This window comes from Kutzneria sp. CA-103260 (assembly GCF_018263855.1).
In the GTDB taxonomy this organism is placed as follows: domain Bacteria; phylum Actinomycetota; class Actinomycetes; order Mycobacteriales; family Pseudonocardiaceae; genus Kutzneria.
This window is the reverse complement of the sequence record NZ_CP073318.1, coordinates 3525153-3551268: the sequence shown is the minus strand read 5'-3', so window position 1 is coordinate 3551268 and position 26116 is coordinate 3525153. Positions and strand designations below refer to the sequence as shown.

The 26116-nt window shown below is 68.4% G+C and carries 23 protein-coding genes; 11 read left to right on the top strand and 12 right to left on the bottom strand.

What is annotated here, in order from left to right:
• Positions 1-18: 18 nt before the first annotated feature.
• Together JJ691_RS15325 and JJ691_RS15320 are read right to left on the bottom strand one after the other, a co-directional pair.
• Positions 19-2301 (bottom strand): ATP-binding protein, encoded by a 2283-nt coding sequence (locus JJ691_RS15325; protein ID WP_211769437.1) that lies wholly within the window; start codon positions 2299-2301, stop codon positions 19-21.
• Positions 2302-2733: 432 nt separating this feature from the next.
• Positions 2734-2964: a hypothetical protein gene (locus JJ691_RS15320; protein ID WP_211769436.1), complete on the bottom strand. Its 231-nt coding sequence runs from the start codon at positions 2962-2964 to the stop codon at positions 2734-2736.
• A gap of 373 nt (positions 2965-3337) precedes the next feature.
• On the opposite strand from JJ691_RS15320, the gene JJ691_RS15315 reads away from it, so the two are divergent.
• Positions 3338-4015, top strand: a complete 678-nt coding sequence (locus JJ691_RS15315; protein WP_249227943.1) for an integrase core domain-containing protein — start codon at positions 3338-3340, stop codon at positions 4013-4015.
• A gap of 300 nt (positions 4016-4315) precedes the next feature.
• On the opposite strand, the gene JJ691_RS15310 is transcribed toward JJ691_RS15315, so the two are convergent.
• On the bottom strand, positions 4316-4873 hold the full coding sequence (locus tag JJ691_RS15310) for a TetR/AcrR family transcriptional regulator (protein WP_211769435.1): 558 nt from the start codon (positions 4871-4873) through the stop codon (positions 4316-4318).
• 258 nt (positions 4874-5131) lie between these two features.
• On the opposite strand from JJ691_RS15310, the gene JJ691_RS15305 reads away from it, so the two are divergent.
• The 4 genes from JJ691_RS15305 to JJ691_RS53355 all read left to right on the top strand — a co-directional run bounded on the left by JJ691_RS15305 (position 5132) and on the right by JJ691_RS53355 (position 8288).
• Positions 5132-6316 (top strand): cytochrome P450, encoded by a 1185-nt coding sequence (locus JJ691_RS15305; protein WP_211769434.1) that lies wholly within the window; start codon positions 5132-5134, stop codon positions 6314-6316.
• 239 nt (positions 6317-6555) lie between these two features.
• Entirely contained in the window at positions 6556-7227 is a 672-nt protein-coding gene (locus JJ691_RS15300) for a VOC family protein (protein WP_211769433.1), read from the top strand.
• A 305-nt stretch (positions 7228-7532) separates the two neighbouring features.
• Positions 7533-7817 carry a DUF4342 domain-containing protein gene (locus JJ691_RS15295; RefSeq protein WP_211769432.1) on the top strand — a complete coding sequence of 95 codons (285 nt, stop codon included), beginning with the start codon at positions 7533-7535 and terminating at the stop codon, positions 7815-7817.
• A 141-nt stretch (positions 7818-7958) separates the two neighbouring features.
• Positions 7959-8288 carry an FAD-dependent monooxygenase gene (locus JJ691_RS53355; protein ID WP_211769431.1) on the top strand — a complete coding sequence of 110 codons (330 nt, stop codon included), beginning with the start codon at positions 7959-7961 and terminating at the stop codon, positions 8286-8288.
• A 203-nt stretch (positions 8289-8491) separates the two neighbouring features.
• Here the strand turns inward: JJ691_RS53355 and JJ691_RS15285 are convergent, their stop codons facing one another.
• Entirely contained in the window at positions 8492-10717 is a 2226-nt protein-coding gene (locus tag JJ691_RS15285; RefSeq protein ID WP_211769430.1) for a hypothetical protein, read from the bottom strand.
• Positions 10718-10837: 120 nt separating this feature from the next.
• Entirely contained in the window at positions 10838-11881 is a 1044-nt protein-coding gene (locus JJ691_RS15280; protein WP_211769429.1) for a LacI family DNA-binding transcriptional regulator, read from the bottom strand.
• A gap of 88 nt (positions 11882-11969) precedes the next feature.
• On the opposite strand from JJ691_RS15280, the gene JJ691_RS15275 reads away from it, so the two are divergent.
• A complete protein-coding gene (locus JJ691_RS15275) occupies positions 11970-12644 on the top strand; it encodes a DUF1963 domain-containing protein (protein ID WP_211769428.1) in 675 nt (224 codons plus the stop codon).
• Here the strand turns inward: JJ691_RS15275 and JJ691_RS15270 are convergent.
• The gene (locus JJ691_RS15270; protein WP_249227942.1) at positions 12580-14109 is read right to left on the bottom strand and encodes an alpha/beta hydrolase; all 1530 of its coding nucleotides are present in this window, start codon (positions 14107-14109) and stop codon (positions 12580-12582) included. The two genes, JJ691_RS15275 and JJ691_RS15270, sit on opposite strands and share 65 nt — an antisense overlap.
• Before the next feature lie 220 nt (positions 14110-14329).
• Positions 14330-14503: a hypothetical protein gene (locus JJ691_RS15265; protein WP_211769427.1), complete on the bottom strand. Its 174-nt coding sequence runs from the start codon at positions 14501-14503 to the stop codon at positions 14330-14332.
• A gap of 428 nt (positions 14504-14931) precedes the next feature.
• On the opposite strand from JJ691_RS15265, the gene JJ691_RS52290 reads away from it, so the two are divergent.
• Entirely contained in the window at positions 14932-15099 is a 168-nt protein-coding gene (locus JJ691_RS52290) for a hypothetical protein (RefSeq protein ID WP_249227941.1), read from the top strand.
• A gap of 3 nt (positions 15100-15102) precedes the next feature.
• On the top strand, positions 15103-16011 hold the full coding sequence (locus tag JJ691_RS15260; RefSeq protein ID WP_256449393.1) for a S1 family peptidase: 909 nt from the start codon (positions 15103-15105) through the stop codon (positions 16009-16011).
• Here the strand turns inward: JJ691_RS15260 and JJ691_RS15255 are convergent.
• A complete protein-coding gene (locus JJ691_RS15255; protein WP_211769426.1) occupies positions 15894-16811 on the bottom strand; it encodes an SDR family oxidoreductase in 918 nt (305 codons plus the stop codon). The genes JJ691_RS15260 and JJ691_RS15255 overlap by 118 nt on opposite strands.
• Positions 16812-16907: 96 nt before the next feature.
• On the opposite strand from JJ691_RS15255, the gene JJ691_RS15250 reads away from it, so the two are divergent.
• Positions 16908-17567 carry a winged helix-turn-helix transcriptional regulator gene (locus JJ691_RS15250; protein ID WP_249227939.1) on the top strand — a complete coding sequence of 220 codons (660 nt, stop codon included), beginning with the start codon at positions 16908-16910 and terminating at the stop codon, positions 17565-17567.
• 65 nt (positions 17568-17632) lie between these two features.
• Positions 17633-18247, top strand: a complete 615-nt coding sequence (locus tag JJ691_RS15245) for a GNAT family N-acetyltransferase (RefSeq protein WP_211769425.1) — start codon at positions 17633-17635, stop codon at positions 18245-18247.
• A 269-nt stretch (positions 18248-18516) separates the two neighbouring features.
• Here the strand turns inward: JJ691_RS15245 and JJ691_RS15240 are convergent, their stop codons facing one another.
• The 3 genes from JJ691_RS15240 to JJ691_RS15230 all read right to left on the bottom strand — a co-directional run bounded on the left by JJ691_RS15240 (position 18517) and on the right by JJ691_RS15230 (position 23620).
• Entirely contained in the window at positions 18517-19281 is a 765-nt protein-coding gene (locus JJ691_RS15240; RefSeq protein ID WP_211769424.1) for an integrase core domain-containing protein, read from the bottom strand.
• Positions 19282-19493: 212 nt separating this feature from the next.
• Complete coding sequence (locus JJ691_RS15235; protein WP_211769423.1) at positions 19494-19886, bottom strand: hypothetical protein; 393 nt, start codon at positions 19884-19886, stop codon at positions 19494-19496.
• A gap of 389 nt (positions 19887-20275) precedes the next feature.
• Positions 20276-23620, bottom strand: a complete 3345-nt coding sequence (locus tag JJ691_RS15230) for a GH92 family glycosyl hydrolase (protein ID WP_211769422.1) — start codon at positions 23618-23620, stop codon at positions 20276-20278.
• Here JJ691_RS15230 and JJ691_RS15225 point away from each other — a divergent pair.
• The gene (locus JJ691_RS15225) at positions 23613-23906 is read left to right on the top strand and encodes a hypothetical protein (RefSeq protein WP_211769421.1); all 294 of its coding nucleotides are present in this window, start codon (positions 23613-23615) and stop codon (positions 23904-23906) included. The two genes, JJ691_RS15230 and JJ691_RS15225, sit on opposite strands and share 8 nt — an antisense overlap.
• 870 nt (positions 23907-24776) lie before the next feature.
• On the opposite strand, the gene JJ691_RS15220 is transcribed toward JJ691_RS15225, so the two are convergent.
• On the bottom strand, positions 24777-26108 hold the full coding sequence (locus tag JJ691_RS15220; protein ID WP_211769420.1) for a cation:proton antiporter: 1332 nt from the start codon (positions 26106-26108) through the stop codon (positions 24777-24779).
• Positions 26109-26116: the final 8 nt, after the last annotated feature.

The following is a 26116-nucleotide window of genomic DNA, read 5'->3' as shown; positions in this document are numbered from 1 at the left end:
CCTTGGGGAGGCTCATGCTCAGTCGTCCGAGGCCGTGCCGTCGAGTTCGGCCAACAAGCGGCGCACGTCGTCGGCGTGTGGCGCGCCGAGTTCGAGGTACCGATCCAGCGATTGGCGCAGGTAAGGCTTAGCCTCTGCCGTGTTGGTGCGGCTGACGAGCATCCCGAGACTGCGCAGCACCTGCGCCTGCTGCAGCCGGTCGTTCAGGACGCCGAACATCCTGCTGGCCTCCCCGATCTGCTCCACCGCGTCCGTCGCTTGGCCCAGGCCAGCCAGCGCAATGCCCAGGCCGTGCCGGGCCATCGCCTCGGCCCATCGATCGCCGGTGGCCAGGAAGACCACCAGTGCCTGCTCGTGGCAGTCCTTGGCCTCAGCGAACCGCCCCAGACCCGACAACGCGACACCCAACCCGTCGTTCCTCATCGCGAGCGACCGGTCGTATCCGGATCCGGTCGCCAACCACTTGGCCGCGCGAAGGACATCCTCGGCTTCGGCGAACCGGCGCAGTTCGTTCAGCGCGTGGCCGAGATGGCACAGGCCGCCACCCTGCAGCCAGTGATCACCGAGCCGCTCACCGATCTCCACCGCCTGCCGGTGGTGCCTCACCGCTTCGGCGAACCGGCCCAGTCCCCACAGCGCAACGCCAAGCTTGTCGTAGGCGTTGGCCTGCTCGGCCAGGTCGCCGGCCGCGCTGGCCAGCTCGGCGGCCCGCTGGTGGCAGCGAGCTGCCTCGCCGAACTCGCACAGCCCGGAATACGCCAGCCCGAGGCAGTTCCAGGCCATCGCCGCCGAGCCCAAATCCGGTGCCGTGAGCTGAGCCAGCTCGCTGAGATCGCGGAAAATCTCCCAATGTGCCCGCAGATCCAGGTACCACGCGAAGTCCGCGAGCAGCGCACCGACCCGGTGATCATTGGCCAGCCGGGCGGCGCCGAGCACGTTGTCCCGTTCGGCGTCCAGCCAGTCGACTGCGCCATCCCAGTCTCCGTCGAACCGGCCGGCCGAGTTGTGCACGGCCTGTCCAGGCGGTGCCAGCGCCACCGACGCGCAGATCGCCGTGCGCAACAGCCAGTCGACCATGGCGTCCGCCGCAGCATCGCGTTCCGGGTCTGCGTCGACGAGTTCGTTGGCGTACAGACGAAGGAGGTCATGGAATTGATATCGGCCCGGGAACGGGGACGGTTCGATCAAGCTCGCGGCGGCAAGGTCGTCCAGGCGCTGTTCAGCGACCGCCGGCGTGGCACCGGTCAGGGTCGCGGCCAGCTCGGCGCCGAAGTCTGGTCCTGGCACCAGCCCCAGTCGCCGGAACAGCACCTGATGGTCGGTGTCGATGGCCGCGTATGACGTGCCGAACGCCGCCCGCGCGTCGAGGTCACCGGCCTTGAGCCAGGTCAAGCGTTGTCGTTCGTCGGCCAGCCGCGCCGTTAGGTGGTGCAACGTCCATTCCGGCCACCCGGTCAGCCTGTTGCCGACGATCCGCACCGCGAGCGGTAGCTGCCCGCAGGCGGTCACCAGCTCAGCGGCCGCGTGGGGTTCGTCGCTGACCCGACGTCGGCCGATGATCTCCGCGAGCATGGTCACCGCCGCGTCTGTGTCCGGTGCGGTGAGCGTGAGCCGGTGCACGCCCGACAGGCCCGCCAGTCGGGATCGACTGGTGATCACGGTCAGGCAGTCCGACGCTCCGGGCAGCAGCGGCCGGACCTGTGCCTCGGTGGCCGCGTTGTCCAGCACCACCTGCGCGCGCCGACCGGCCAGCAGCGACCGGTAGAGCGCCGCGCGCTCGTCGAGCCCGGCCGGCACCTGGGCCGCCGAGACACCCAGCGCCCGCAGCGCTTTGCCCAGGACCTCGCTCGGGTCCGCTGGATTGTGCACGCCAGACAGGTCGCAGTACAGCTGAACGTCGGGGTAGGCGGCCGTGTTCAGATGCGCGACGTGCACCGCCAGCGCGGTCTTGCCCACGCCCGGTTTGCCGCAGATCACGGTGATCGCCGCAGCCTCGATGGCCGCGATTTCGGCTGCGCGCCCGGTGAAATCCGCGATGTCGGCGGGCAGTTCAGCGACCGGTGCCTGTGCGCTGTCTCGCACCATGGCTTCAGCTCGTTCGGCCAGGGCCTGTTCGCGCAGCTCCCGTAACTGGCCGTCGCGCACTTCGAGGGCTCGTTCGTAGGCGACGACGAGGTCTTCCGGGGGAATCCTCAGTCCTTTCTCGTAGTCCAAGAGTCCGCTGTGGCCAGCCATACCGAGCAGGCTTGCCATGCGGCGTAGCGAAAATCCTTTCGACAGGCGCAATCGGTACAGCGTCATGCCCAGTTCTCCGGCAGCGCGCCCGCTTGACCTTGCAGGCATACCGTCCCCAGTCGTCGTGCCTGCCTCCAGTGTGGCAGTCGGCATCCGTGTCACCAGCCGCCATTTGGTCAGGGGCTGCCGCCGGTCTATGGACGATCTCTGCACGCCGTCTGGACGCCCTGCGCGGCACGATGAAGTCATGCCATCCCCGCAAGCATTTGCCCACGAGCAGCACTACCGGGGCGATGTGGTCGGTGGCGCGCAGCCGCCACAACGGCATCGCGTCCCGGATCGCCGCCCACAACGCGTCGGTATCGCCCGCGTGCGCGGTTCGTGCCCGGTGGACCGCCTCGTCGAACACCGGGTCGCCGTAGATCATCTCCGGCACAGGCTTCAGGAACTGCGGTCGATGTTCGACGACCATCCGCATGGTCTCCGGTCGTTCGCCGATCATCGCGACCTCGAGCACGGACAGCTGGTGTGCCGGTTGGTGCGGGCGTCGTCGTCGAACAGGTACGGCACGAACTGCTGCGTGAACAATGGGTCCGCGAGGAAGCCGTCGTGCAGGAAGGACGGGTGCAGCAGCTGCCTGGCCTCGTACTCCTGACCGAGGACCAGCAGGATCTGGGTGCGCAGCACGGTGGCCCGGTTCCGCCCGAAGTCGTCGGCCCGCCTCAGCACCGCGGCGGCCTCGTCGACGGAGCCAGCGAGGCCTGTCCTGGTCGAGAATCCGGTCAGTAGCCTTGGCCTGCTGAAATGCCGCACTCGATGATCGGTGGGCCGTGGTCGCTCGACTGTTGTACCAGGTCTTGGCCCAGGGATTGTCCTGGCTGGCGCTACTGGCCCGGTCCCCGGCATCCAAGGACGTGGAGATACTGGTGCTGCGCCACGAGGTCGCGGTGCTGCGCCGCACCAACCCACGCCCACGGCTCAACTGGGCCGACCGGGCGGTACTCACGGCCCTGTCCCGACTCCTGCCGAAATCCCTGCGCGTCTGCCGCATCGTCGTTCCCGCCACGTTGCTGCGCTGGCATCGCCGCCTGGTAGCCAGACGGTGGCGCCAGCCGAAGTCGCCGGCTCCACCATCCGCTGGACCCTGCGCAACCGCCGGATCCCGTCACCGTCCAGTCGCGGTGACACGTGGCGCACGTTCCTGCGCGCCCAGGCCGACGGTCTACTCGCGATCGACTTCTTCCACGTCGACACCGTGACCTTGAAACGCCTGCACGTGGCTTTCGTGATCGAGCACCGCACCCGTGGGGTCCACCTGCTCGGCGTCACCGACCACCCGACCGGAGCCTGGGTAACCCAACTGGCCCGCAACCTGGCCGCGGATCTTGACGGCGCCGGACACCGGTTCATCCACCTGATCCGCGACCGAGATGCCAGGTTCACCGCCGCGTTCGATGCGGTGTTCGCCTCGATCGGCGTCGACGTGGTGCTCACCGCGCCGCAGGTACCGTGGATGAACGCGGTCGCCGAGCGATGGATCTCCTCCGTCCGCCGCGAGTGCGCCGACCGGATTCTCATCACCTGCCGTCGCCACCTCCACAATGTGCTCGATGTCTACGTCGAGCATTACAACGCCGGCCGCAGTCACCAAGCTCGGGGCGTTGGGTTACGCGCGCCTGACGACGACCCGAAGGCGATCCCATCGCCCACCACACCGGACCGGATCACACGCAGGCGGCGCCTCGGAGGACTGCTCAACGAGTACCAACCCGCCGCCTAAAACCCCAGCTCACACCCGGTGGCACCGTTTTCGACCAGGACAGGCAAACGATCGGCAGGTTCGGTGTAGGTTGTAGTGCCGCTCGTACTCGCCAAGCGCGTGCCGGAGGTGGGTTTCGTTCCAGATCAAGGTGCGGTCGAGCAGTTCGGCGCGCAGCGTCTTCACCCAGCGTCGACGATCGCGTTCATGCGATGCCGTCGCCACGCAGGCGGGCTGCGATTTCCATGTGACTACCGCGCCGGAGTTGGTCAATGTGGCGAACCTGCGCAAGGCGGGATTCCGCGCCGTGCGGCGCGGACTTCAGGTGTCGCGCGTGTGTAGTCCGGCGAGTGCCACGTCAAGGATCGGCTGTCGATATTCCGGGCTACCGGGGATCTTCGCGATGGCCATCACGAGATCGAGGATCTGGTCGAGGTCGAGGTCGCCGGCAATCTGGTGTGCGTCCTGGGCGGCGGACAGCAGCGGCTGGCTGGCTGCGAGCATCCGCTCCCGGCTCTGGAAGACGGGGTCGGCGGTGTCGGTGTGCTCGAGCAGCCCGAGGACGATCGGCCGCTTGGTGGTGACGTACTGAAAGAACCGGCGCAGCCAGGTCGTGAGCCGCTCCTCCGGGCTGTCGCCCTCGACTGTCGCGGCGGCGGCGCAGACCTCGTCGACCTCATCGACCAGTAGTGCCTCCAGCAGTTCGTGGCGGGTCGCGAAGTTGCGGTACAGGGTGGCCGAGCCGACCCCGGATTGCCGGGCGATCTCGGCCATCGACGTCTCGGGTCCGGTGGCGGCGAACGCGGCGCGGGCAGCGTCGAGGATCCGCTGGCGGTTGCGGGCCGCGTCGGCCCTCTTCGAGGGCGGATGGTCAGTCATACGAACGTCCTTGCGTAAGTGGGCACCCTCTCCGTATATTGATGTGGGCACCCTCTCCGTTTCGCCTGGGGACTCTACCGAACCTGTCTGAGGATCCGCCACGACCACAGCGCACAACTCGGTCAGCGGCCCGCAGTAGACGGCCGACCGCTTCGGCCGCAGGCGATCTCCGAATCCCAGGGGAACGAGCAACGCGCCGCCCGTCACGACCGATGACCTGATCCGCTGGAATTCGATCTTGAGCGACGGAGGCTCCCAATGACCGCTCCCACCCTGCGGACCACCCGCCGCTGCCCGTACGCACCCCCGGAGCAGCACACCCGAATCCGGGACACCGAACCCGGGATCTCTCAGGTCACCCTGCCCAGCGGCCAGGTCGCCTGGGCCCTGAGTCGACTTGAGCACATCCGAGCCATGCTCACGGACCCGCGGTTCAGCTCCGACCGCCGGAATCCGAACTTCCCCCGGTTCACCCGCGAGCGACCCGGCCGTCAACCTCTTCTCCAAACGATGATCCAGTTGGACCCACCCGAGCACGGCCCCGCCCGCAAGGCCGTGGTCGGCGAGTTCACCGTGCGCCGCATGGCCGGCCTGCGCCCGCGCATCCAGGAGATCGTCGACGAGCAGATCGACGCGATGCTGGCCGGGCCGCGCCCCGCCGACCTCGTACAGGCCCTCTCCCTGCCGGTGCCGTCCCTGGTCATCTGCGAGCAACTCGGCGTGCCCTACCACGACCACGACTTCTTCCAGACCCGCAGTGCGACCCTGCTCAGCCGCGCCCTCACCGCCGAGGACAGGCAGCAGGCGTTCACGGGACTGCGCGACTACCTCAGGGATCTGATCGCCAAGAAGGCCGCCGAGCCGACCGACGACCTGCTGGGTCGTCAGCTCGTCCAGGGCAACGCCCCCGAGGACGTCCTGTCGCTGGCCTTCCTGCTGCTGCTCGCCGGGCACGAGACCACCGCCAACATGATCTCGCTCGGCGTGGTGACGCTGCTGGAGCGCCCGGAGGAACTGGCGGCGCTGCGCGAGGACCCGGCGCGCACCCTGCCCGCGATCGAGGAGTTGCTGCGGGTCCACACCATCGCCGAGTTCGCCAACGCCCGCGTCGCCGTCGAGGACGTGGAGATCAGTGGCGTGACCATCCGGGCCGGCGACCCCGTCCTGGCGCTGAGTAACGCGGCCAACCACGACCCCTCGGCCTTCGACGCCCCGGACCAGATCAGGCTCGACCGGGGCTCCCGCAACCACGTCGCCTTCGGTTTCGGCATCCATCAGTGCCTCGGGCAGAACCTGGCCCGGCTGGAGCTGCAAATTGTCTTCGACACGCTCTTCAACCGAATTCCGACACTGCGGCTGGCCACGCCCGCCGACGAACTGCCCTACAAGGACGACGCCCTCATCTACGGCATCCACGAGGTACCCGTGACGTGGGAGGAGTAGGCATGACCACAACCGTGGCCGATCTCGACCGGTGCGTCGGAGCCGGGCCAGTGCGTCCTGACCGACTCCGACGCGTTCGATCAGACCGACGAGGACGGCAGTGGAGCAGGACGCCACCGGAGGGATGACGGTGCAGGAAACGCGTCGATGGGACGCCTTTTGCTAGTGGCCGGGCATGAGACGGCCAACATGATCGTCTACGGGGTGCGTGAACTCCCCGCGGCCCGGAAAGGATCGATATGTTTCATCTTGATCACCTCTGCCTCGGCGTCCGCGACTTGAACGACGGCGTCCGCCGGGTGCGGGAGGAGACCGGACTCGCCCACTACGACGGTGGTGCCTTCGCCGCCAGCATCGCGAACACGATCTTCCCGCTCGGCGGGGACGCCTACCTGGAGGTCGAGGCGGTGATGCCCACCGCGGACAAGCGGGACGAGGGGGTCGCCTGGTTCGACCGGGCCGTCGCGGACGGCGACCGGTGGATGTTCTGGAGCCTGCGCGCCGACACCCTCGAAGAGATGACCGAGGTCGCGCAGCGGCTCGGCGGCGAAGTGGCGCGCCGCCCGGGACGTACCCAGCCCGACGGCACCCAGCGCATCATCACCACCGCGCCCGGCCCCGGCCGCGCGCTCGACACGTGCTGGCGCCGAGGGCTGCCGAACTGGTTCTACCGCGATGACCCGGCCACCAATCCGGATCGTGGGGCGACCGAGCACGGTGAGCGCGGGGTGGCCGTGACCCGGCTGGAGATCGGCGCTGACGCCGGGGAACTGCGGGAGCACATCGGTGCCGAGACCTTCGACCGGCTGCCGCTGGCGATCGTGCCCGGCCGCCCAGGCGTGCGCGCGGTCACGGTACGCACCGAGTCCGGGCGCGAGGTGACACTGCGCAGGGACCCGGCCGACCTGTAGAGCCGTCGGGGACGGTCTCACAAGGGCTCCTGGCGTTTCCAAGCACGTCGATCTCGGTCTCGCCAAGCCCGGCCGCGACCGCCGCCAGTCCATAAGGGACTGAGTGTTCAGCACATTCGAACCCGATTCGGTTCACGGTCGACAATCGTAGGTAGCCGACTCCGTGCGTCCACCGGACCGGGGGGCGGCGGTGAGAGGGTTCTGCGAGGGAATCAGGCGCGGGTCAGGGGAAACCCTGATGGCAGCGTGCCCGGCCGCGGGCACGCTGGTGGTGTCAAAGGGACGTCCGCAGTTCGAGGAGAGTCATGAGCGAATCCAAGCCCGAGTACACCCGTACCGCCGTCGACTCGGTGGTCGACGCCGTTCGCGGGCTGGTCAGCGAAGGCATCAACCGTCGCGTCGTCGTACGTGACAGCAAGGACGACGTGGTGTTGGAGGTGCCGGTGGCTCTTGGGCTGGTCGCGGCCCTGGCCGCTCCGGTGGCCACCGCGATCGGTGGCGGTGTCGCGCTGGTCGGCAAGTGCGACATCAAGCTCGAGGACCGCCGGCGGCCCGGTAGCCAGCCCGCGACGACGGTCGACGGCGAGTAGGTGTAGTAGCAGACGGGGTTTGTCCAGCCACTGGCGCAGGGGGCTCGCTGGACCTGCGAGTGGCTTCTCCGGCCGCTCCCGCGGTCGACCTCGGGAGCGGCCGGCGAAAGCCGGCCATGTGATCGTGGGCGAAGGCACGCTATGGCGGTCGGTCAGAGCCTGGCTAGGGTGGTGGGCCAGTGTGGGTGGTGCACGCTCGTCCTGGAGAAGCAGGACACCATCTACCCACTCCCGCGGGCCTGCCACCTTGACCACGAAGCGATGTACATCTTCCAGGCGATGGGCGTCGCCGACGAGGTGGCCGAGGTGACGGTCCCGGTACGTGAGTATCGACTGTTCGGTCGGGACGGTCGTCTGCTCGCGAGCCTCCCTCACCAGTGGAACATCCTGTGGGGCTCGGTAAGTCATCGGTGCAGGTGGCAGCCGATTACGCAGCATTTCGTTGGCAGCTGGGATGCTGCCCCCGCATGATCGTGTCGCTGCTGTACCGAGCAACTCGCGTGCTGCTGTCCGCGTCGGTGGTGCTGCTGCGCCGGGACACCGCCGAGGACGCCGAACTGCTGGTGCTGCGGCATGAGAACGCGGTGCTGCGCCGGCAGGTCAAGGGGCGGATCCGCTACGAGCCCGTAGACCGTTTCTGGTTGTCAGCGCTGTCATCGCTGCTGCCGCGCCGGTCAGGTGGAGTAGCAGTTCCAGCTGTATGGATCGGACGCAGATGTGTACCGGGAGAAGGCGGCCTCGTTGAAGCGGTACTGCCAGGCGCAGGCGTCGTCCACGTCGAGCGACACATGGGTGCCGGTGGGAGTGACGCAACGCCAGTCGTTGGTGGTCGTGCCGTCGAGGCTGACGCCGCCGGTGTCGCCAATGGACCGGCAGTACGAGGTGAGGTCGAGACCGCCGAGTTGGCGATAGGTGGGCGCGGTCGTCAGGGTGACAGTGGTGGAGGTGGCGCCCGGACGCAGGGTCACCGTGCCTGTGCCGCTGTCGACGGCGCCGGCGGTCGCGGAGGCGATGTTGCCGGCGAATGCGGGCACGGTGAACACCACGCCGCCGGCTGGCGCCGTCCCCGAGAGCGTGAGGGTGATGTCCTTGCCGTTGCTGGTGATGGTGGCGCCCATGCGGTTGCCGTTGGCGATGGGGTAGTTGGCGGCGCTGACCGTCTGCCCGGCGCGCAGCCACTCGTCGGGAACCCCGCGGCCGACGACGACCTGACCGTCCGACTTCTCGGCGACCACTGAGTCGACGAGGACCTTGCTGGCGTTGGCCTGGCCCCACATGTGCGGGCTGGACCCGGTGCCGTCGGTGGCGTGGCCGCCGGGCGTCCACGCGGTGGCGCCGGCCGAGGGAATGCCTTCCCACCAGGAGAACGGGGCGCTCTGCGTGTTGTTGATCATGAACTCGTAGTCGTAGACGCCCTCGCTGCGGTGCCGGGCGCCGGCCAGCCCGGCCTCGCCGTAGCCGGCGTTGTAACCGGTGCTGTAGCCGGTGTAGCCGCCGTAGGTGTGGCTGGGCAGGCCCACCAGGTGGGCGAACCCGTAGTCGTAGGTGGCGTCGAGGAGATCGGCCATCGGACCCGTCTGGTCGGCGCCGAACAGGTAGCCGTCCCAGTTCCACCGGCCGAACAACAGGAAGGAGGCCCAGTTGGCGTCGTTGGCATTGCCACAGCGGTCGGCGGTGTTCGGAACGTCAATCGCACAAGGGATGTAGCCGAGGTGGTTGGTGGAGATGGTCTTCTGCAGCTCGGTGTTCACCGCGGAGAACAGGGTGTCGTATTCGTTGCCGGCCCAGATCGCCTCGGTGGTGTTGCCCAGCTTGTCGGCGATGTACCGGTACGCGAGCAGGCCGAGCAGGGCGGACTGGTCGTCGACGGTCCAGTTGCCCTGAGTGTCGACGGCGTTGGAGGACATCATGGTGCCGCCGGGACCGGTGGCGTCGGCGGCGATGGCGTGGGCGTTGCCCTGGATCTGCGCGAAGTTGGCCTGGACGAACGCCTTGTCACCGCTCTTCTCCAGGTAGACCGCCCAGGGCCAGCTGAACTTGTAGATGGCGTCGGGATACTGGTTGGTGATGAGCGTCTTGAGGTAGGCGTGCGCGTTGGCCAGGTCGCCCTGGGTCAACAGGCTGGTGAGGATGCCGATCAGGTCGTGGTCGAACAGCCGGTCGTAGTTGTTCTCGCCGACGTTGAGGTTGTTGCCGTCCTTGACGATGTTGGTGTAGATGTAACCGGCCTTGACCGCGTTGGCCAGCCGTGGATCCGGCAGGTTCAACGTGACCACGCCGGCGAGCTTGGCGTCCCAGTACGAGGTCATGTGGCCGTAGTGGGCGTCGAATCCGCCCGCGGCGGTCAACGCGCTGTCGGCGGGCCAGGGATAGCTGTTGCCGAACCGGTCCGTGGCGATGACGTAGTCGTGCACGACGGTCTGCCCGGCGGGGACGGTGGCGGGGGCCGAGTTGAGCGCCAGCAGGCCGCCGGACGGCGCCGGGTCCTCGGTGTGCGCGACGGTGTCGTGGTTGGTCACGCTGACGCGCGAGTACACCGCCTCGTAGTTGTTGCCGGCCAGGGTGACCAGGTCGGCGAAGTTCGTGATCCGGACCGTGCTGTTGTCCCGTTCGAACTGGGTGACCAGAGCGGGGTAGTAGCCGCCCGCGTTGTGCCACTGCACTGCGCCGGGGTTGTTGTAGATGCCGAACCCGGCGGTCACGTCCTTGCCGGCCCGGACGTGGAAACTGCCGTCGCTGTAGGCGAAGGGAGCGTCCTGGTCGCCGTCCCAGCCGATGACGCCGACAGCGGCCGGCAGGGAAGCGGCCAGGGCCGCCGGGGGATGCGGGGGCGCGCCGGTGAGCGCGATGCCGAGTGACAGGGCCGCGGCGACAGCGCCGAGCCTCCGAACGGTTGGCATGGGGTTTCCTCTCCATGCAGAGGGCGATGGGCAGGGCTCGCTTTTTACACGTTCAAATTCGGCAGGGTCGAGGTAACCGGAACCACCGGATGCGTGTCAACCCCATGAGCGGCGGCGCGCCTACCGGGACGGCGGACCCGCGCTGGATGACCGGATGACCAGCTGGGGTGGCAGCAGCGTGTTCCGCGGGGGAGCGGAGCCGGGAGCGAGGAGGGCGGCGATGACGTGCCGTCCGACGTCTTCGATGGGTTGGCGGATGCTGCTCAGTTCGAGGACCGCGGCGGTGGGCGTGTCGTCGAATCCGACGATGGCGAGGTCGCGGCCGACTTCCAGGCCGCGGCGCAGCGCGGCGCGGGCCACCCCGGCGGCCAGCGTGTCCGTCCCGGCGACGATCGCGGTGGGCGGTTCCGGCCGGCCCAGCAGGGCGGCGGTCATCTCGATGGCTGCTTGGACGGAGTCCGGGCCGCGCAGGTCCAACCCATGACAGAAGTCGGCCAGCCCGTGTCGTTCGACGCTGCTGCGCCAACCGCGGGCCCGGCGGTCGCCGACGGCGCTGCCGTCCGGCCAGCCCACGAAGCCGATCCGTCGGTGCCCCCGGCTGACCAGGTGGTCCACGGCGGCGGATGTGCCGGCCACGTTGTCCACGTCGACCCAGCGGTAGGCGCCAGCGTCGCAATCGTCGTGGCCGAAGGCGACGAAGGGAATTCCCTTCTCGTGCAGTGCTGACGGGCGCGGGTCGTCGACAGTGATGTCGTAGAGCACGAAGGCGTCGGCGGCCCCGCTGCGGAACAGGCGAATCGCGCTGTCGGTTTCCGCCGCGCGGTCGGCGGCCGTGTACAGCAGCAAGTGGTGATCGGCGGTGCGGCCGGCCTCGGCCAGCGAGTGCAGGAAGCGGTCGTGGATACCGGCGAGCGTGCCCGAACTCTGCGGTTCGATCCGGTATCCGATCATCCGCGAGGAACTGCTCTGCAACGCCTGCGCCGACCGGTTCGGGTGGTAGCCGAGCATGACGATGGCCTGCTCGACACGTCGCTGCGTGGCCGGCTTGACCTTGTGCGGCGCATGCAGCACGTTCGAGACGGTCTGTCGGGACACGCCCGCTTCCCGGGCGACGTCGGCAAGAGTCGGGGAGTCCGGCAGCTGTGCCAACTGGCGCCTCACCATGTCTCCACCTCCTCCCTCGCCCCGACATTGTGCCGCACACGAAGGCGGTGCCCAGCCACGACTGCTACGCGATCTCCTTCTCGTCCTCATGGTCGGAGAAGCCGTGCCATCCTCGGGCGGCCCCTGGCCCGATCCTGGCATCACGCCCGAGCGTGGACTATCACGGGCACTTCCGTCGTGGGCGATCGAGCTGGGCATCCCCGGCGACGAGGTCGGCAGGTTCGCCGAGCTGCTGCGATTCGCGATCTGGACGGGCGGGCAGTCCGATGGCGTTCCGGTCGGGCGGTGCGGCGGGTTGCCCCGGCTGCCGGTGGGCATGGGGTGGCCGTCCTGCTCCTCCGGGCCGCTGCCGTTGATCGCCTCCTTTGACTGCGCGGCGCTTCCCAGGGGCGACGGCCTGGCTCTGCCGGCGGACGGTTCGCTGCTGTTCTTCCTGCACCACGCGTGGGCCTGCGACGCCCGTTCTGTCGCCGAGGAGCAGGAGTTCGCGCGGGTGGTGTATGTGCCGGCCGGCATCGACACTGTGGTGCCGGAACCGCCCGACCACGACGAGCCCATGTTTGCCGTCTACCTCGGCGGGCACTCCCTGTACATCGGTGAGCTGTATGCCGAGCATGTGTACACCACCCCGGAGATCACCATGGCGTCGCGCTGTCCTTCACTGCTTTCACCGAGTGAGGACCGGCACGCAAAAAGCGTTACTGCGCAGCGCAGTGCGGGTCGCCGTCGGGCAACACTCCGCTTGTCAGGAACGTGTCCATGATTGAGATGGCGCACGTGTTGGGGTTGGGGTGAATCAGGACGCCGTGTCCGCCGGCGTCGACGGTGACCAGACTGGCGTCGTGACCGAGTGCGTGGCGCATCCCCTGAGCGGTCCGCAGCGGGGTCGCCGGGTCGCGGTCGTTCTGCAGGATGAGCACGTTGCGAGTGCCGGTTTCGGTGACGGTGGCTTCCGGTTCGACCGGTGCGAAGGGCCAGAACGCGCAGGCGGTGATGTTGGCGGGAGCACCCGCGGTCAAGGGGAAACTGGTGCGGTCGAGCGCGGTGTTGCGTGCGTACAGCGCGGGGTCGTGCGGCCATGCCTGGTCGGCGCAGCTGATCGCGTATCCGACGCTGTACAGGTTGTCTACCGGTACGCCGGACACGGTTCCCTTGGCGATGAAATCGTTGGACAGCGCGGCGATGAAGGTTTCGTCGTCATGGGTGGCGGTGCCGTGCGCGAAATGGACGGCGGCTCGCCACAGTTCGGCCAGCGGCGGCACCGGCGTGGCGTCGGTGATCGTCATGCTGGCGTCGCTGTAGGAGAGCTCGAAGGTGAACATGCGCACCAGGTTGCCGTCCAGCGTCGCCTTGGTGTCCGGCAGTGTGACCGGGTGCTTGTCCAGTGCGGTTGTGGCGGCCAGATAATTGGTGCGGACCTGCGTGTCGGAGCTGCCCAGTTCGACCATCTGTGGGTGGGTCGCGGCGAATCGGGCCAAGTCGGGCCAGCGATCCTCCGCGGCGGAGCTGAACGTGCGGAAGTCGTCGTAGCCACGCAGGTTCGGGTCGACCGAACTGTCGATCACCATGTGGTCGACTGTCTTGGGGAACAGCGCCCGGTAGACGGAGCCGAGGTAGGTGCCCCAGGAGACGCCGTAATAGGACACGGTCCGCTCTCCCAGCGCTTCGCGGAGTCGGTCCATGTCCCGAGCGATGTTCTTCGTGGTGAGATACGGCAACAGATCGCCCGACGCCGCCGCGCACCGCTGGGCTGACTGCCGCGCGTAGTCGATGTTGCGGGTGATCGAACCGTCCGCGGCGGGGAACGACAGTATTTCCAACTGCAGGTTGCGGATCAGCGCGTCGGAGTCCTGGCCGCAGGTCATGGGCGTGCTGTGGGCGACACCGCGCGGATCGAAGCCGACCAAGTCGTAACGCTCGCGGACGCTTGCCGGCAGGGAATTCTCCAGAATCGAGGGCACGTCCAGGCTCGGGCCGGGGCCGCCGCCGTTGAGCATCAGCACTCCAGCGCGCTTGGCCGCGTTCGTGGCGCGGATCCGGGAAACGGCGACGTCGATGGTGCGCCCCTGTGGATGCTGGTAGTCCAACGGCACCCGCAGGGTTCCGCATTCCTGCTTTGGATCCCGGGTGACGCCGTCGAGTGGCGCAGGGCAGTGGCCCCACGCCACGCCCTGCTCCAGCGCGGCCGCGGTCGTCGCCGTGGCCGTGTGCGGCAACGATCCGATCACCGTGACTCCCGCCACCACAGCGACTGCCACAGTGACGACAGTCAGACGGCGTACCCGTCGGCGTAGGTACGGCGAGGAGGTGCTTCCAGAATTTCGCAGTTTCACGTCTATTTCCTTCCAGTCTTCTTGTCCTTGGATCGGCGGATCACCGGAATGTGTCGGTGTCCCTCGACTGCCGAGTGACGCTCCCATTTGGTGGACGTGGTCGGTCGGTGTGACCTCATCTGCCACGGTGGTGCCGGTAGTGGTGCGTGACCAGCGCGCCGCCGAAGGTCAGGGTGAGCAGGCCGAAGCCGATGCCGATGAGCGGGTTGAGGGTGGAGGTGGACGTCACGACGTTGGCAACGGCGCTGACGGCGAGGAGGAACCAGAGGATCGGACGGGTCTTTGTCATGCCCCAAACCCTAGGAATTCGGGGCGGGGCGGACGATCCAGCGCGTGGGAGACCTCGAGGTGCAGCAGGCTGTACTTCTGGCCTTGCGGCGTGGAGGTGGCCGGTGGGGGTGGTTTGTCGTCCCGGCGTGATAGTCGCCCGCTCCCGTGCCGCGCTGGATGGACTCGAACACCTCGTAGACGGCCTGGGCACCGCCTTGCGGCGTACGGTGAGGCGTTTGATCCGGTCGGCTTGAAGGTGCTGGGGCTGGGTTCGCAGGGATGCCGCAGCGGCCAGCAATCGGTGGGGGCTCTGCGGGTTGCGGGGCGGCTCCCGGTTCAGCGCGTGCCCAATCGTCGTCACGAGACTGTCACACGATTATCGCGCTGCGTGGACACCGACCAAGCACGGTGAGACACATGCGAAGTCGTTCTCTGTTGCTTGGCACCATGGTCGCGCTGACCGCGGCCCTTGTGGGCGGTGCCCCGGCGCTCGCCGTCGTGGGCGGTACCGAATCGACTCATGCCTATTCGTTCATGGGCTCGCTCCAGCTGCGGTATCCCGCGCCGCCGCGTCCGGATCACCATGGCTGCGGGATCGAGGTCCTCGCGCCGTAGTGGGTGTTGACCGCCAGCCACTGCGCCCGCACTCCCACCCTGGCGAAAGTGGGCGTCCCACAAGGCTGGAAGGTCCGGATCGGGTCGCTGGACACGACCTCTGGCGGCGAGGTCGCCGACGTCGACCATTTCTACCGGCTCTCCAGCTTCGCCGAGGGCGTCTTCGGCAAGGACCTCGCGCTGCTGCACCTGGCGAACCCGGTGCGAGCCAAGCCGATCCGGATCGCCTCGACGACGCCAGCGGACAACACCCCCGCCCGCATCCTGGGATGGGGTATGACCTGTGCCGATCGCCAGAACCCTGCGTGCAACCCCACGAAACTGCGGGAAGCCGACACCGTGGTGCAGCCGATCTCGACGTGTCCGCAAGGGATCCCCGGACAGGAACGGTGCGTCGGCGCCGCAGACGGCAGCGTCGCCGCCTCGAACATGGACTCCGGTGGGCCGGCGTTGGTCCGCGACGGCGACGAGTGGGTGCTTGCTGGCACGGTGAGCGGCCCCAGCGGCGACAACAAGCCGGTCTTGTACACCGACGTCACCAAACATGTCGACTGGATCAACAGCATCATCAGCGGCACCAACGTGCCGCCCGACGATCCGGTCCCCAACATGGCGGGATCGGCTGTCGTGGGCAGCTGCATGGCCTCGGTTGTGCGTCCGCCCACTGCCCGAGACGGTGACTCGGCGCTGCTGCTGACCAACGGGCACTGCGTGGACGGCCCGCGGCCCGCGCCGGGGCGGGCGTTGGTGGACCAGCCCGCCGACCGCGAGGTGACCATCACCGACTCACGGGGCTACCTGAACTTGCCCCGTTTAGACGGACAGGTGGCCAGGACCGGAGCGAGAAAAGCTTCCGCGTGCCGGCGGGCGAACCGCGCGAAGGTAGTCGGTTCCACACCGAAACGGCGGTGAGTGGCGAGCCGGACGTCCGAGTCGCGACGTCGGCTGCGTTCGGCGAACAGTTCGTCCAGCAGATCGACCGTCTCCGGCGGCAGCCCGGACGCCTCGAGTCGCTGCCGCTTCTCCGCCGGGGAGACATCGACGTAGCGGAACGGGACGCCCGTCGCCGCCGAGATGTGCTCGACGGCCTCGGTCATCGTGACGGCGTCGGGACCGGTTATCTCGTACGCCTTGCCCTCATGCCCCTCGCCGGTCATGAGTGCGACGGACACCTTCGCGATGTCCTCGATGTCGACCGGCGCCAGCCGGCTGTGGCCGATCGGCAGCACGAGCGCCCGCTCGCGCGGATCGACGCCGGTCAGCGTCCCCGGCAGGTAGAACTGCATGAACTGGCTGGGGCGCAGATGGGTCCACGCGAGCCCGCTGCGTTCGAGGTGGCGCTCGATCTCCTCGTGCTGGCGCGTGCCTCGGAAGGCGTTCGCGTCGAATCCGATCCCGGACTCCTTGCCGGAGAACTTCACGACGTGCGCCACCCCGGCGGCTTTCGCCGCGTCGACGAACGTGCACTGCGTCTGCACCATCCGCTCGCGGGGCGAGGAGATCATCAGCACTCGGTGCACGTCCCGCAGGGCCGGCCCCAGCGTGTCGGGACGGAGCATGTCGCCGACGACGGTTTCCACTGCGGGCATGGCAGCGAACGCCCGAGCCTTCGCCGCGCTGCGCACGAGCACGCGCACGCGGATCCCGCGGCGTGCGAACTCCCGCACCACCGCGGTCCCGCTGAGGCCGGTGCCACCGGTCACGAGAAGCATCACCACTCCGTTCGTTCGAGCGAGCAAGTGCATGCACTGTAGAAGTGAAAGCTCCTAAAGAACAAGTAACCACTTGCTTCGGGTTAAGATCGGCCAGTGACCGTTCCGACCGACGTGCCGCCCGCCCGCACCTACGGCGACGGATGCGCCATCGCGCACGCGCTCGACCTGATCGGCGAACGCTGGGCCCTACTCGTGATCCGCGAGCTTCTGCTGGGCCCCAAGCGGTACAGCGACGTTCAGGCCGGCGTGCCCAACGCCCGGCCCAACGTGCTTTCCCAGCGCCTGCGGGACCTGGAACGGAGCGGGCTCGTCCAACGCCGCAAGCTAGGCCCGCCGGCGCGGGCCTGGGTGTACGAGCTGACCGAACGCGGCCGTGAGCTCGAACCCGTCCTGCTGACCCTCGGCGACTGGGGCCGACGCTCTCCGCTCAAGCCCGCCGACGCGCCGATTGGCACCGACTCGCTGCTACTGGCCCTCAAAACCCACTTCGCGCCGGCTCGCTGGCGTGGAGCCCCGGCTGCCTACCGGGTCGAACTCGGTGATGACGTGTTCGCCGTTCACGCCGACGACGGCGGACTCACGATCACCCGCGGCGAGCCGGCCGCCGCGGACGTGACGATCCGTGCCGACATCGCGACGTTTCGCGCGGTGTTCGTCATGGGACGGCCGGTCGCTGGACTCGATGCGGAGAACAACTTTGAGTTCGCCGGTGACCTGGACGCCTTCCGACGCCTGGTCACCGCCACCACCTGACGACAAGGGTGGACGGGCGGTAACGGGAGCCTGAGACGTTCTGTCCACGGACAACACAACCGGCGATGGCGTCGGTTCGCAGCACGTCGAACGTTCGCTATGCCGAAGACCGGATGTTCGGAAAACACGTTGCTGCTCGGTCGGGGCGGCTGGACGATGCGGTGATGCGGTTGTCAGGCTCGCCCCAACTCGTGGCGCCGACGGTGACAGTTCGTGATTCGTGGCTTGCCGGCGAGCGGGCCGACCGCGAGCACGACGGCGGGTCGACCGAGTTGCTCGATCGCGCCGCCGCCGACTTCGCCCAGGTCGTTGCCGAGCGGCAAGGAGTTCTGCTGTGGTGGGGAGTGCCCACCACCATCCTGTGGTACGTCTGCGGCCGGCATTATCTGGGCGAGTTCGTGGTTCGGCAGGACCTCACGCCGGAGTTGGCCGTCTCGGGTGGCCACATCGGCTACAGCATCGCGACCCCGTGGCGGGGGCAAGGGCACGGCACGCGGATCTTGACGGCCGGACTGGCGGAATGCCGACGGCTCGGTCTGCGCCGGGTCCTGGTGACCTGTGGCGTCGACAACGAGCCCTCGCGCCGGGTCATCCTGGCCAACGGCGGCGTCCCGGATGGTCGAGCCAACGACGAGGACCGATTCTGGATAGCGATATCCCCGCAGGGCGGGCGCCCATAGCCCGCCCGCGGGCTTCTGACCCCGGCAAGGGTGCCGCGCAACATCCTTTTCTGCCGTGAAGCAGGCGTTCGCCGTTCCGGAGGTCAGCGGTCGATGGGGACACTCGCTGTTCGGTGGGTGTCGCGATGGTGTGGCTAGAGGTGGCAGCGTGGGGTGACTGTCTGATGGCAGGTGTAGCCCGTCCGGCCTAGACCAACGTCGGATGGGCGCGGATCACGTGGCTACAGCCGCGAACCATTGATGATTGCTATTTGCCGCGAAACTGCTGGTCAGCGGCGCGCAGTTCTGATGGGTGCCCCCGGCGGGGCTCGAACCTGCGCGTTTCTGGCGTCGCCGGTGAAGTCGATCACACAGGCCTGGGTGAACTGGGTCTTCGGCTGGCCCGGTGACGCTGCAAGAGGCTCAGTCGGGTGTGGGCCGGTGGCGACGGGTTGATAGGGCGGCCATCGGGCACGTAGGGGTGGGAGCAGACGGCAACGGTCGCGAACGGTCGTCGGCCGCGCCCTGTTGTAGTGATTCTGGTACTCGGCGAGGACCCGTCGGGCGTGGGCCTCGTTCATGACCAGAACGTGGTCGAGGACCTCCCGCCGGATGGTGCCGATCACCCGCTCGCAGTGGGCATTCATGCGCGGCGCCTGCGGCGCACTGAGCAGCACCTCCATCTCGTCGGCTTCAACGACAGCGTCGAAGGAGGACGTGTACTTGCTGTCGCGGTCGCGGAGGAGGAAGCGGAGGGACTCGACGCGGCGGCCCAGCCCGGTCGGGTGCGCGGTGACACTGGTGATGTGGAGCTTGCTGGTGTAATGCTCGAGGAAGGCCAGTGCGTACAGCCGTCTGCTGGTGATCGTGTCCACATGGAAGAAGTCCGCGGCGATGATCCCCTCGGCCTGAGCGGTCAGGAACTCGCGCCAGGTTGGGAAGGTGCGGCGCGGTGCTGGGTCGATGCCGGCGGCGTGCAGGATCGTCCAGACCGTGGACGGTGCGATCCGATGCTGTGCGTGCCGAAAAGTACGTCCGTGCAGGTTATCGGGCATCGGACATTGGCACGCGACTGTGCAGCTTGCGGGCCACCTTGGGGGTCGGTGTCCTGTCGCGATCACTCTGCACGGCGTCGGCCTTTTACTGCGGCTGGACCACCGGCGGCGTTTGGACACGTTCTGGGCAAGATCGTGGATACACTCCAGGCCCTGTAAGATGGGCGAGTCGGGGAGTTGAGTTCGAAGCGAAAACGGGAGCGGCGACCCCTTTACTTCGCGACAAGTCTTGTCTCCCAGTCGTGTCCGAACGATGCGCTGACCCGCGAGAATAGAGAATCTGCTGCTTGCGGTTGGACTGTTGACGTCACGTAACAGTGGTTCAACGCCGTTGCGGCAGGTACGCCGCTCCTGTTTCGCTCCTGCTCCTGCAGCAGCATGCGTGCCTGCGGGTTGTCGGCCGGCGCGATCATGTGGCGCACGCATCCTTGCGCATCGGCATGCTGCTTGACCTGCGTGGACGAGATTTTCGGCACCCACAGGATCAGCACGACGCCGAGGACGTCGACAGCGACGGTGAGCTGCACGTGCCGCCGACGACCAACAACGCTGACGTGGTGACTGGGCCGGTGGTGCCGGCTGGGGTGATCACCGGTGGCGTCCACCACCACCTGTCGGCGCCGCGGCCGCCGGTACCCGCGCCGCGCCAACTGCTTTCGGCTCCGGCGGGGTTCGTCGGGCGTGGCGCCCAGTTGACCGCGCTCGACCGCGCTCTCACCACCCCCGAGGACTCCTCGTCCGGGGACGGCGGGCAGGGCGGAGGCGCGACGGCGGTGATCTCCGCGATCGGCGGTACCGGTGGGATCGGCAAGACCTGGCTCGCGTTCGCCTGGGCCAACCGCAACCTGGGCCGCTTCCCCAACGGGCAACTTGTGGTCGGCGCTTCGACAACGTCCGATCTACCAGGAGTTGCTCGTCATCCCATCCGACCGCCACGGCCTGGAGGCGCTGGAGGACAGCGTCGTCCTGCTCACCGCCGCCAAGCCGTGAACCGTCACGACTGAGGCACGAGCAACCGGATCGAGGCCGCGCTGGCGTAGAGGTCGACCGGTCCCGTGTCCGCGGTCCGGATCTGGAGGTGAGTGTCCGTCGTGGACGGCACCTCGCCTTGCAGGGTCAGGGTCTGCGGGGTCGAGGTGAGCGTGACGGTCATGCTGGCCAGGTCCTGCTGCCCGCTCCAGAAGTTTAGGTAGACGTCACCCTTGCCCTGCAAGGTGATCGACGCCTGGTAGCTCTGGCCGCCCGGCAACTGCGGCGACGGATCGGTCCAGATCCAGGTGTTGGCATCGGCGTTCGTCTGGGTCCAGTGCACCGCGCTCGCCCCCTCCGGCGTGGTCGCCGTGGCGACCGTCCCCGGCACCGACCCGACCCCGTTCTCCACCGGGCCCTGCCACGACAGCTGTCCGGTCGGCGTGTTACCCAGCAGGTTGTCGCCGGTCGGCACGAGGATCACCGGCTTGCGGCCGGGCGGGAACGCCAACGGGCCGGCCGGATAGGACGGTGGGACGTCCGCGGCGGAGGTGCCCCACGACGGGTCGGGTGTCGCGCCGAGGGAGAAGGCCAGCGTGGTCTGGTGGCTCAGGGCCGACGTCGACAGCCAGGCGGCCGTGGACTTCCGGCCGTTGACGGCGAGTCCGCGCACGAAGGCCGACGTGGACGCGCCCGGTGCGGAGATCGTCACGTGGTGACCGCCGGCGAGATCCATCTCGACGTGCGGGAAGATCGGCGCGCCGAGCGCCAGCGCGGGTGCGCCCGGGGTCACCGGGTACATGCCCAGACTGGACCAGATGAACCAGGAGCTCATCGAGCCGAGGTCGTCGTTGCCGGGCTCGCCGCCGGGGGTGGCCGCGTAGACCGTGTCCAGCAGGTGGTGCACGATCGCCTGCGTCTTGGCCGGCGCGCCCGTGTAGTCGTACAGCCACGGCGTGGCGAAGGCGGGTTCGTTGCCCGCCCACTCGTACGGGGCGTCCGGACCGGCCTGCAGGTACTGGAAGAACGTGTCCAGCCTGCTGTTGGCCGCCGCGGGGCCGCCGAGCGCGCTGACCAGGCCGGCGATGTTCTGCGGAATCATCCAGGTGTACTGGGCCGCGTTGCCCTCCTGGAAGCCGGACTGCCCGAAGCTGCCCATGCCGGTCGTCGTCGGGTCGCCGGCCGGGAACTGCCCGTCGGCGTCCCTCGGCTCGACGTAGCCGGCGTCGACGTTGAAGACGTTGGTCCAGTTCTGCGACCGCGCGAGGAACTTCCAGTAGGTCGCGGTGTCGCCGAGGTCCTTGGCGACCTGCGCGATGGCGAAGTCGGCGCTGGCGTACTCGAGGGTCTCCGACGCGCCGTTGGGCACCGGCGACAGCGAACTCTGCGCGGTGTTCGGCACGTAGCCGAGCTGCTGGTAGGAGTCCAGCTGCGGGCGCTCGGCGTAGAAGCCCTGGCCGAGCTGGCTCTGCGTCGGAATCACCGTGGCGCCCTTGACCATCGCGGCCAGCGCCGCCCGCAGGTCGAAACCCCGCGCGCCGAACGTGTAAGCCTCGGCCAGGATCGGGTCGGCCGCGTCGCCGTTCATCACGTCGGTGTAGTCGTTGGCGAAGCCCCACTTGGGCAGCCAGCCGCCCTGGGACTGGTCGTTGAGCAGCGAGGTCATCATGTCGCTGGTCTGGTCCGGAGCGAGCATCGCCAGCAGCGGGACCTCGCTGCGGTAGATGTCCCATCCGGAGAAGTTGGCGTACTGCGCGTGACCAGGCGGTGTCCGGTGCACCTTGTCGTCGAAGCCGAGGTAGTCACCGTTGGCGTCGGAGAAGATGCTCGGTTCCAGCAGCGCGTGGTAGAGCGCGGTGTAGAACTCGACCTGCTGCGCGTGCGTGCCGCCGCCGATCCGGATCCGGGACAGCAGCTGGTTCCACTGCTCCCGGGTCTGCCGCGCAGTCGCCGAGACCTCCCAGCCGTGGCTTTCCCGCGCCAGATTCGTCCAGGCGTCGGCCGTGCTCACGTAGGACAGGGCCACCTTCATGCCGACCTGCTGGCGGTCGCGGGCGTCGAACGTGACCCACGCGCCGGACTGGAGGCCGCTCGTGCCGGCCACCTGGGTGCGGGACTGCCCGCCCTTGGCCTCGGTGCCCTTCGGAGCCACCTGCGTCGCCGGCGCCTGCTTGCCGTTGGTCGTCGCCGGCACGCGCTGCTGGCCCGAGCCCTGGACCGCCGTCTTCGCGCTGCCCGGCGTGGTCACCACGCCCTGCTTGCGAATCGAGACCGCCGAGGCGACGAGGTTGACCGCGCCGTCGGCGGGAGTGCGCACCTGGAACTGGGGGGAGCGGATCGAGCCGGTCGGGATCGTCGTGTCGACCGTGACGGTGACCGGGGTGGAGGTTAGGGTGACCGCCTTGCCCGCCACGTCCTGCTGTCCGTTGTAGAAGTTCAGGTAGACCTGTCCGGAGCCCTGGAGCGTCACACTCGCCTCGTACGAGTCGCCCTGGGTCAGCGCCGGCGGGGTCGTCTCAATCCAGGTGTTCGCCGTCGCGGTCGACTGCTGCCACGAGATCGCGCTCTGGCCGTCCGCCGTGGTGGTGGGTGCGATCGTCGGTGTGCTGCCGCCGGCGTTGATGTAGTGGTAGCCCCAGTCCAGCTGGCCGGTCGGGGTGGTGAACACGTTGTCGCCGACCGGTGCCGTGTGCCAGGTGCCGTAGGAGGAGAAGGGACGGTCGAAGGTCGCCACGAAGTGCACCGGATAGGTGCCGGGGGAGCCGCAGAACTGGCCCGCTGTCTCGGTGCCGGTGATCTGGTTGTCGCCGATGACCTCGATGTCCGCCGCCATGTTGCCGGACTGCGCGTCACCCATCTTGAACAGCAGGTTGGCCGCGTCGGCGCCCGGGTAGGTGAACTGCGCGAGGCCCGTGCGCTGCGTCGCCGCCACGCTCGTCTTGATCGCGTTGGAGGTGCCCGGGTTCAGCTGCACGTCGTACGAGCCGGGGGAGGCGTGCTCGTGGGCGTGGTCGAAGGGTTCCGTTGTGGCAGCGGGGTTCGCGCCGATCGCACCCACCGTCGGCAGGATCGGGAAGTCGCCGAACGCTGAGCAGCCCGGGCCGGACATGTGGGTGAGGCTCAGGCCCAGCGTCGAGTTGTCGTCGTAGTTGTAGCCGCCGCCGTCGGGTCGCGACGGGGTGTCCGGGCTGAAGCTCAGCATGCCGAACGGAGCAGACGCGCCCGGCGAGGTGTCCACCTGGCCGACCGTCGCCCCGCCCGAGCCGGTGCCGATCATCGGGTCCACCAGCGCGGCCGGATCGCCCACCAGCGCATCGCTCACTGGCGCGGCCCCGGCCGCACCGGTCGCCGTCACGAGCAGCGTGAGCACCGAGGTGACCACGAGCGTTCTGGTGCGATTGTTGGAAAAATGCCCCGGCCGCCGCATTCCGGAACCACCCTCCGCCGCCGTTGACAACGTTGTCATCCCGATGCCCGGCTCGAAGCTACTTCACGTGTCCGCCAGCGGACAACGGTTCACCCGGCTTCTGTCCGGTGGACAACCGGCGGTGCTGGGGACCGGCGTCGCCGCCGCGCTGATGACCAGACGCGGCGGCGCGCTGCGTCAGCGGCTTCGCTTCGGTCCACTGTGGACGCCGGTCGCTGGCGGTCGCTGATCGCCTGTTGCGTTCGGTTGGCAGGCCCGCTCTGTGGCCAAGGTCCTCGCTCGTGGAGAAGCTTGGCCGGTTCGTGGTACAGCTGTGTGTGCCGAGCAAGCCTGCGGTGTTGTTTGGCTGGTCGGCCGGCGAGAAAGGGCATAGGGGCCGGCGCTGTACGTGCCGAAAAGCACGTCCGTGCAGGCCACAGACACCGGTGCGTGGCTGTGAGCCGGACATGCCGAGAACTGCGTCCGGGCAGGTCAAAGACTATCGGGTCTGCGTCATGAGTCAGGCTTGGCCGTCACTCGTGCTGGTCCGGTTCGCACCTCTGTAATATGGGGGGAGTTGGGGCGCTGAGTTCGAGGTGAAATTCGGAGGGGCGACCCCTTTACCTCGCGGCAAGCCTTAACCCCTAGTTGTGCCCGAATGATGCGCTGACCTGCGGAAACAGAGAAACTGCTGCATGGCGTGGGTCTGTTGCTGTCGGGTAACAGCGGATCGACGCCGGTGCGGCAGGTACGCCACTCCTGTTTCGCTCCTGCTCCTGCGGCGGTGCGGGTTGCTATCCGTAGGCGGGGTGCGGAAAGCGCTGGCTGCTGTCGCGCTGCTCCCAGTCTCAGACCCGACATGTCCGTGAACAGGCATTGGCCGCGCCGATTCCGAGGCTGGCGGCCACTCGACGTCCAGGAGTGTCCCTGTCTCGTGCGCGACGTCAAGGCTGGTGCGGACCCGGCGTTCTTGCTGGAGCCATCAATGCGTACCGGTACCCGTCCTGAGCTGCAGCGACGACTTTCGAGCCCCACACCCGTCTCGAACGCCGATCACCTCGTCGACCAGGCCGTAGGCCACCGCCCCGACGACGGTCTCACGATGCCGCGATGAGATGTATCAGGGGCGGTTGTCGCCGGTCTGGCCGAGGAAGACGGCGTGTTCCCGGTGCCGTAGCTCCTCCTCGGCAGTCTGTTCGACCCGACGCATGGCGAAGCCGAGGATCGGAGCGGTCATCAGCGAGGTGACGATCGCGACCAGAATCACGATCGTGTAGGTCGCGGTCGTCAGCACGCCCAGTTGCAGACCGACCGTCGCGACGACGATCTGGATCACGCCGCGCGCGTTCATTCCGGCGCCGATGGCAAGCGACTCCCAGCCGTTCAACCGGCTGGCCAGCGCGCCGAGGCCGGCACCGGTGAACTTGCCGACGACCGCGACGGCCAGCACCGCGGCCGCCGTCACCAGCACCAGAGGCTGGCCCAGCACGCTGAGGTCGATGCGCAGCCCCACCGTGGCGAAGAACAGCGGCGCGAACACCGCCATCACCACCACCCGCAGCGGAGCCAATTTGGCCAGGTCGACGGCGCCGCTGGAACCGATCAGCACACCACCGAGAAACGCGCCGAACGCGGCCTCGAAGCCGAGCGCCTGGGTGGCGGCCGCGCACAGCGTCACGATGATCACGGCCCCGACGACGGACGGCCCGGCGTCGCGGCACCGGCCGAGCCGGCACAGCACCATCCGCACCAGTGGCCGTCCGACGGTGATCGCCACGACCACGACAACCGCCAGCCACAGCACGGAAAAGCCGATCGCACCGGCCCTGACGCCGCCGGTCGCCATCGCCGCCACCACGGACAGCATGAGCCAGCCGAACACGTCGTCGACGGTGCCGGCCGCGAGCGTCAACTGGCCGATGTTGCGGTGCAACAGGTGCATGTCCGCCAGCGTTTTGGCGATCACCGGAATCGCGCTCACACACAGTGCGACGCCGAGGAACATGGCGAACACCAGGCGGTCGCCGGTCTTGGCCAGCAGCTCGGCCGGCAGCAGCAGGCCGGCGCCCAGGCCGAGGCCGAACGGGATCAACAGCCCCGCGCCGCCCACCCGTAACGCGGCCGTGCGCTGGCGCCACACCATGCGCAGGTCGACCTCGATGCCGGTGACCCCCACCAGCCCAACCAGGCCGAACTGGCCGACCGCGTCCAGGAGGTGGAACTGGTCCGGGTTCGTGGGTAGCAGCCAGGCGGACACGCCGGGTGCCACGTGCCCGAGCAGCGTCGGACCGAGCAGCACGCCGACGCACAGCTCGCCGACCACCGCGGGCAGCCGCAGCGCGGTGGCCAGGCGGCCCAGCAGCAGGGCCAGCACCAGGAGCAGGCCCAGTTGGATGAGAAAGATCAGCAGCTGATGGGCGCCAATCGGCGCCACGGCGGCGGCGGTCGTCATGATGTCCC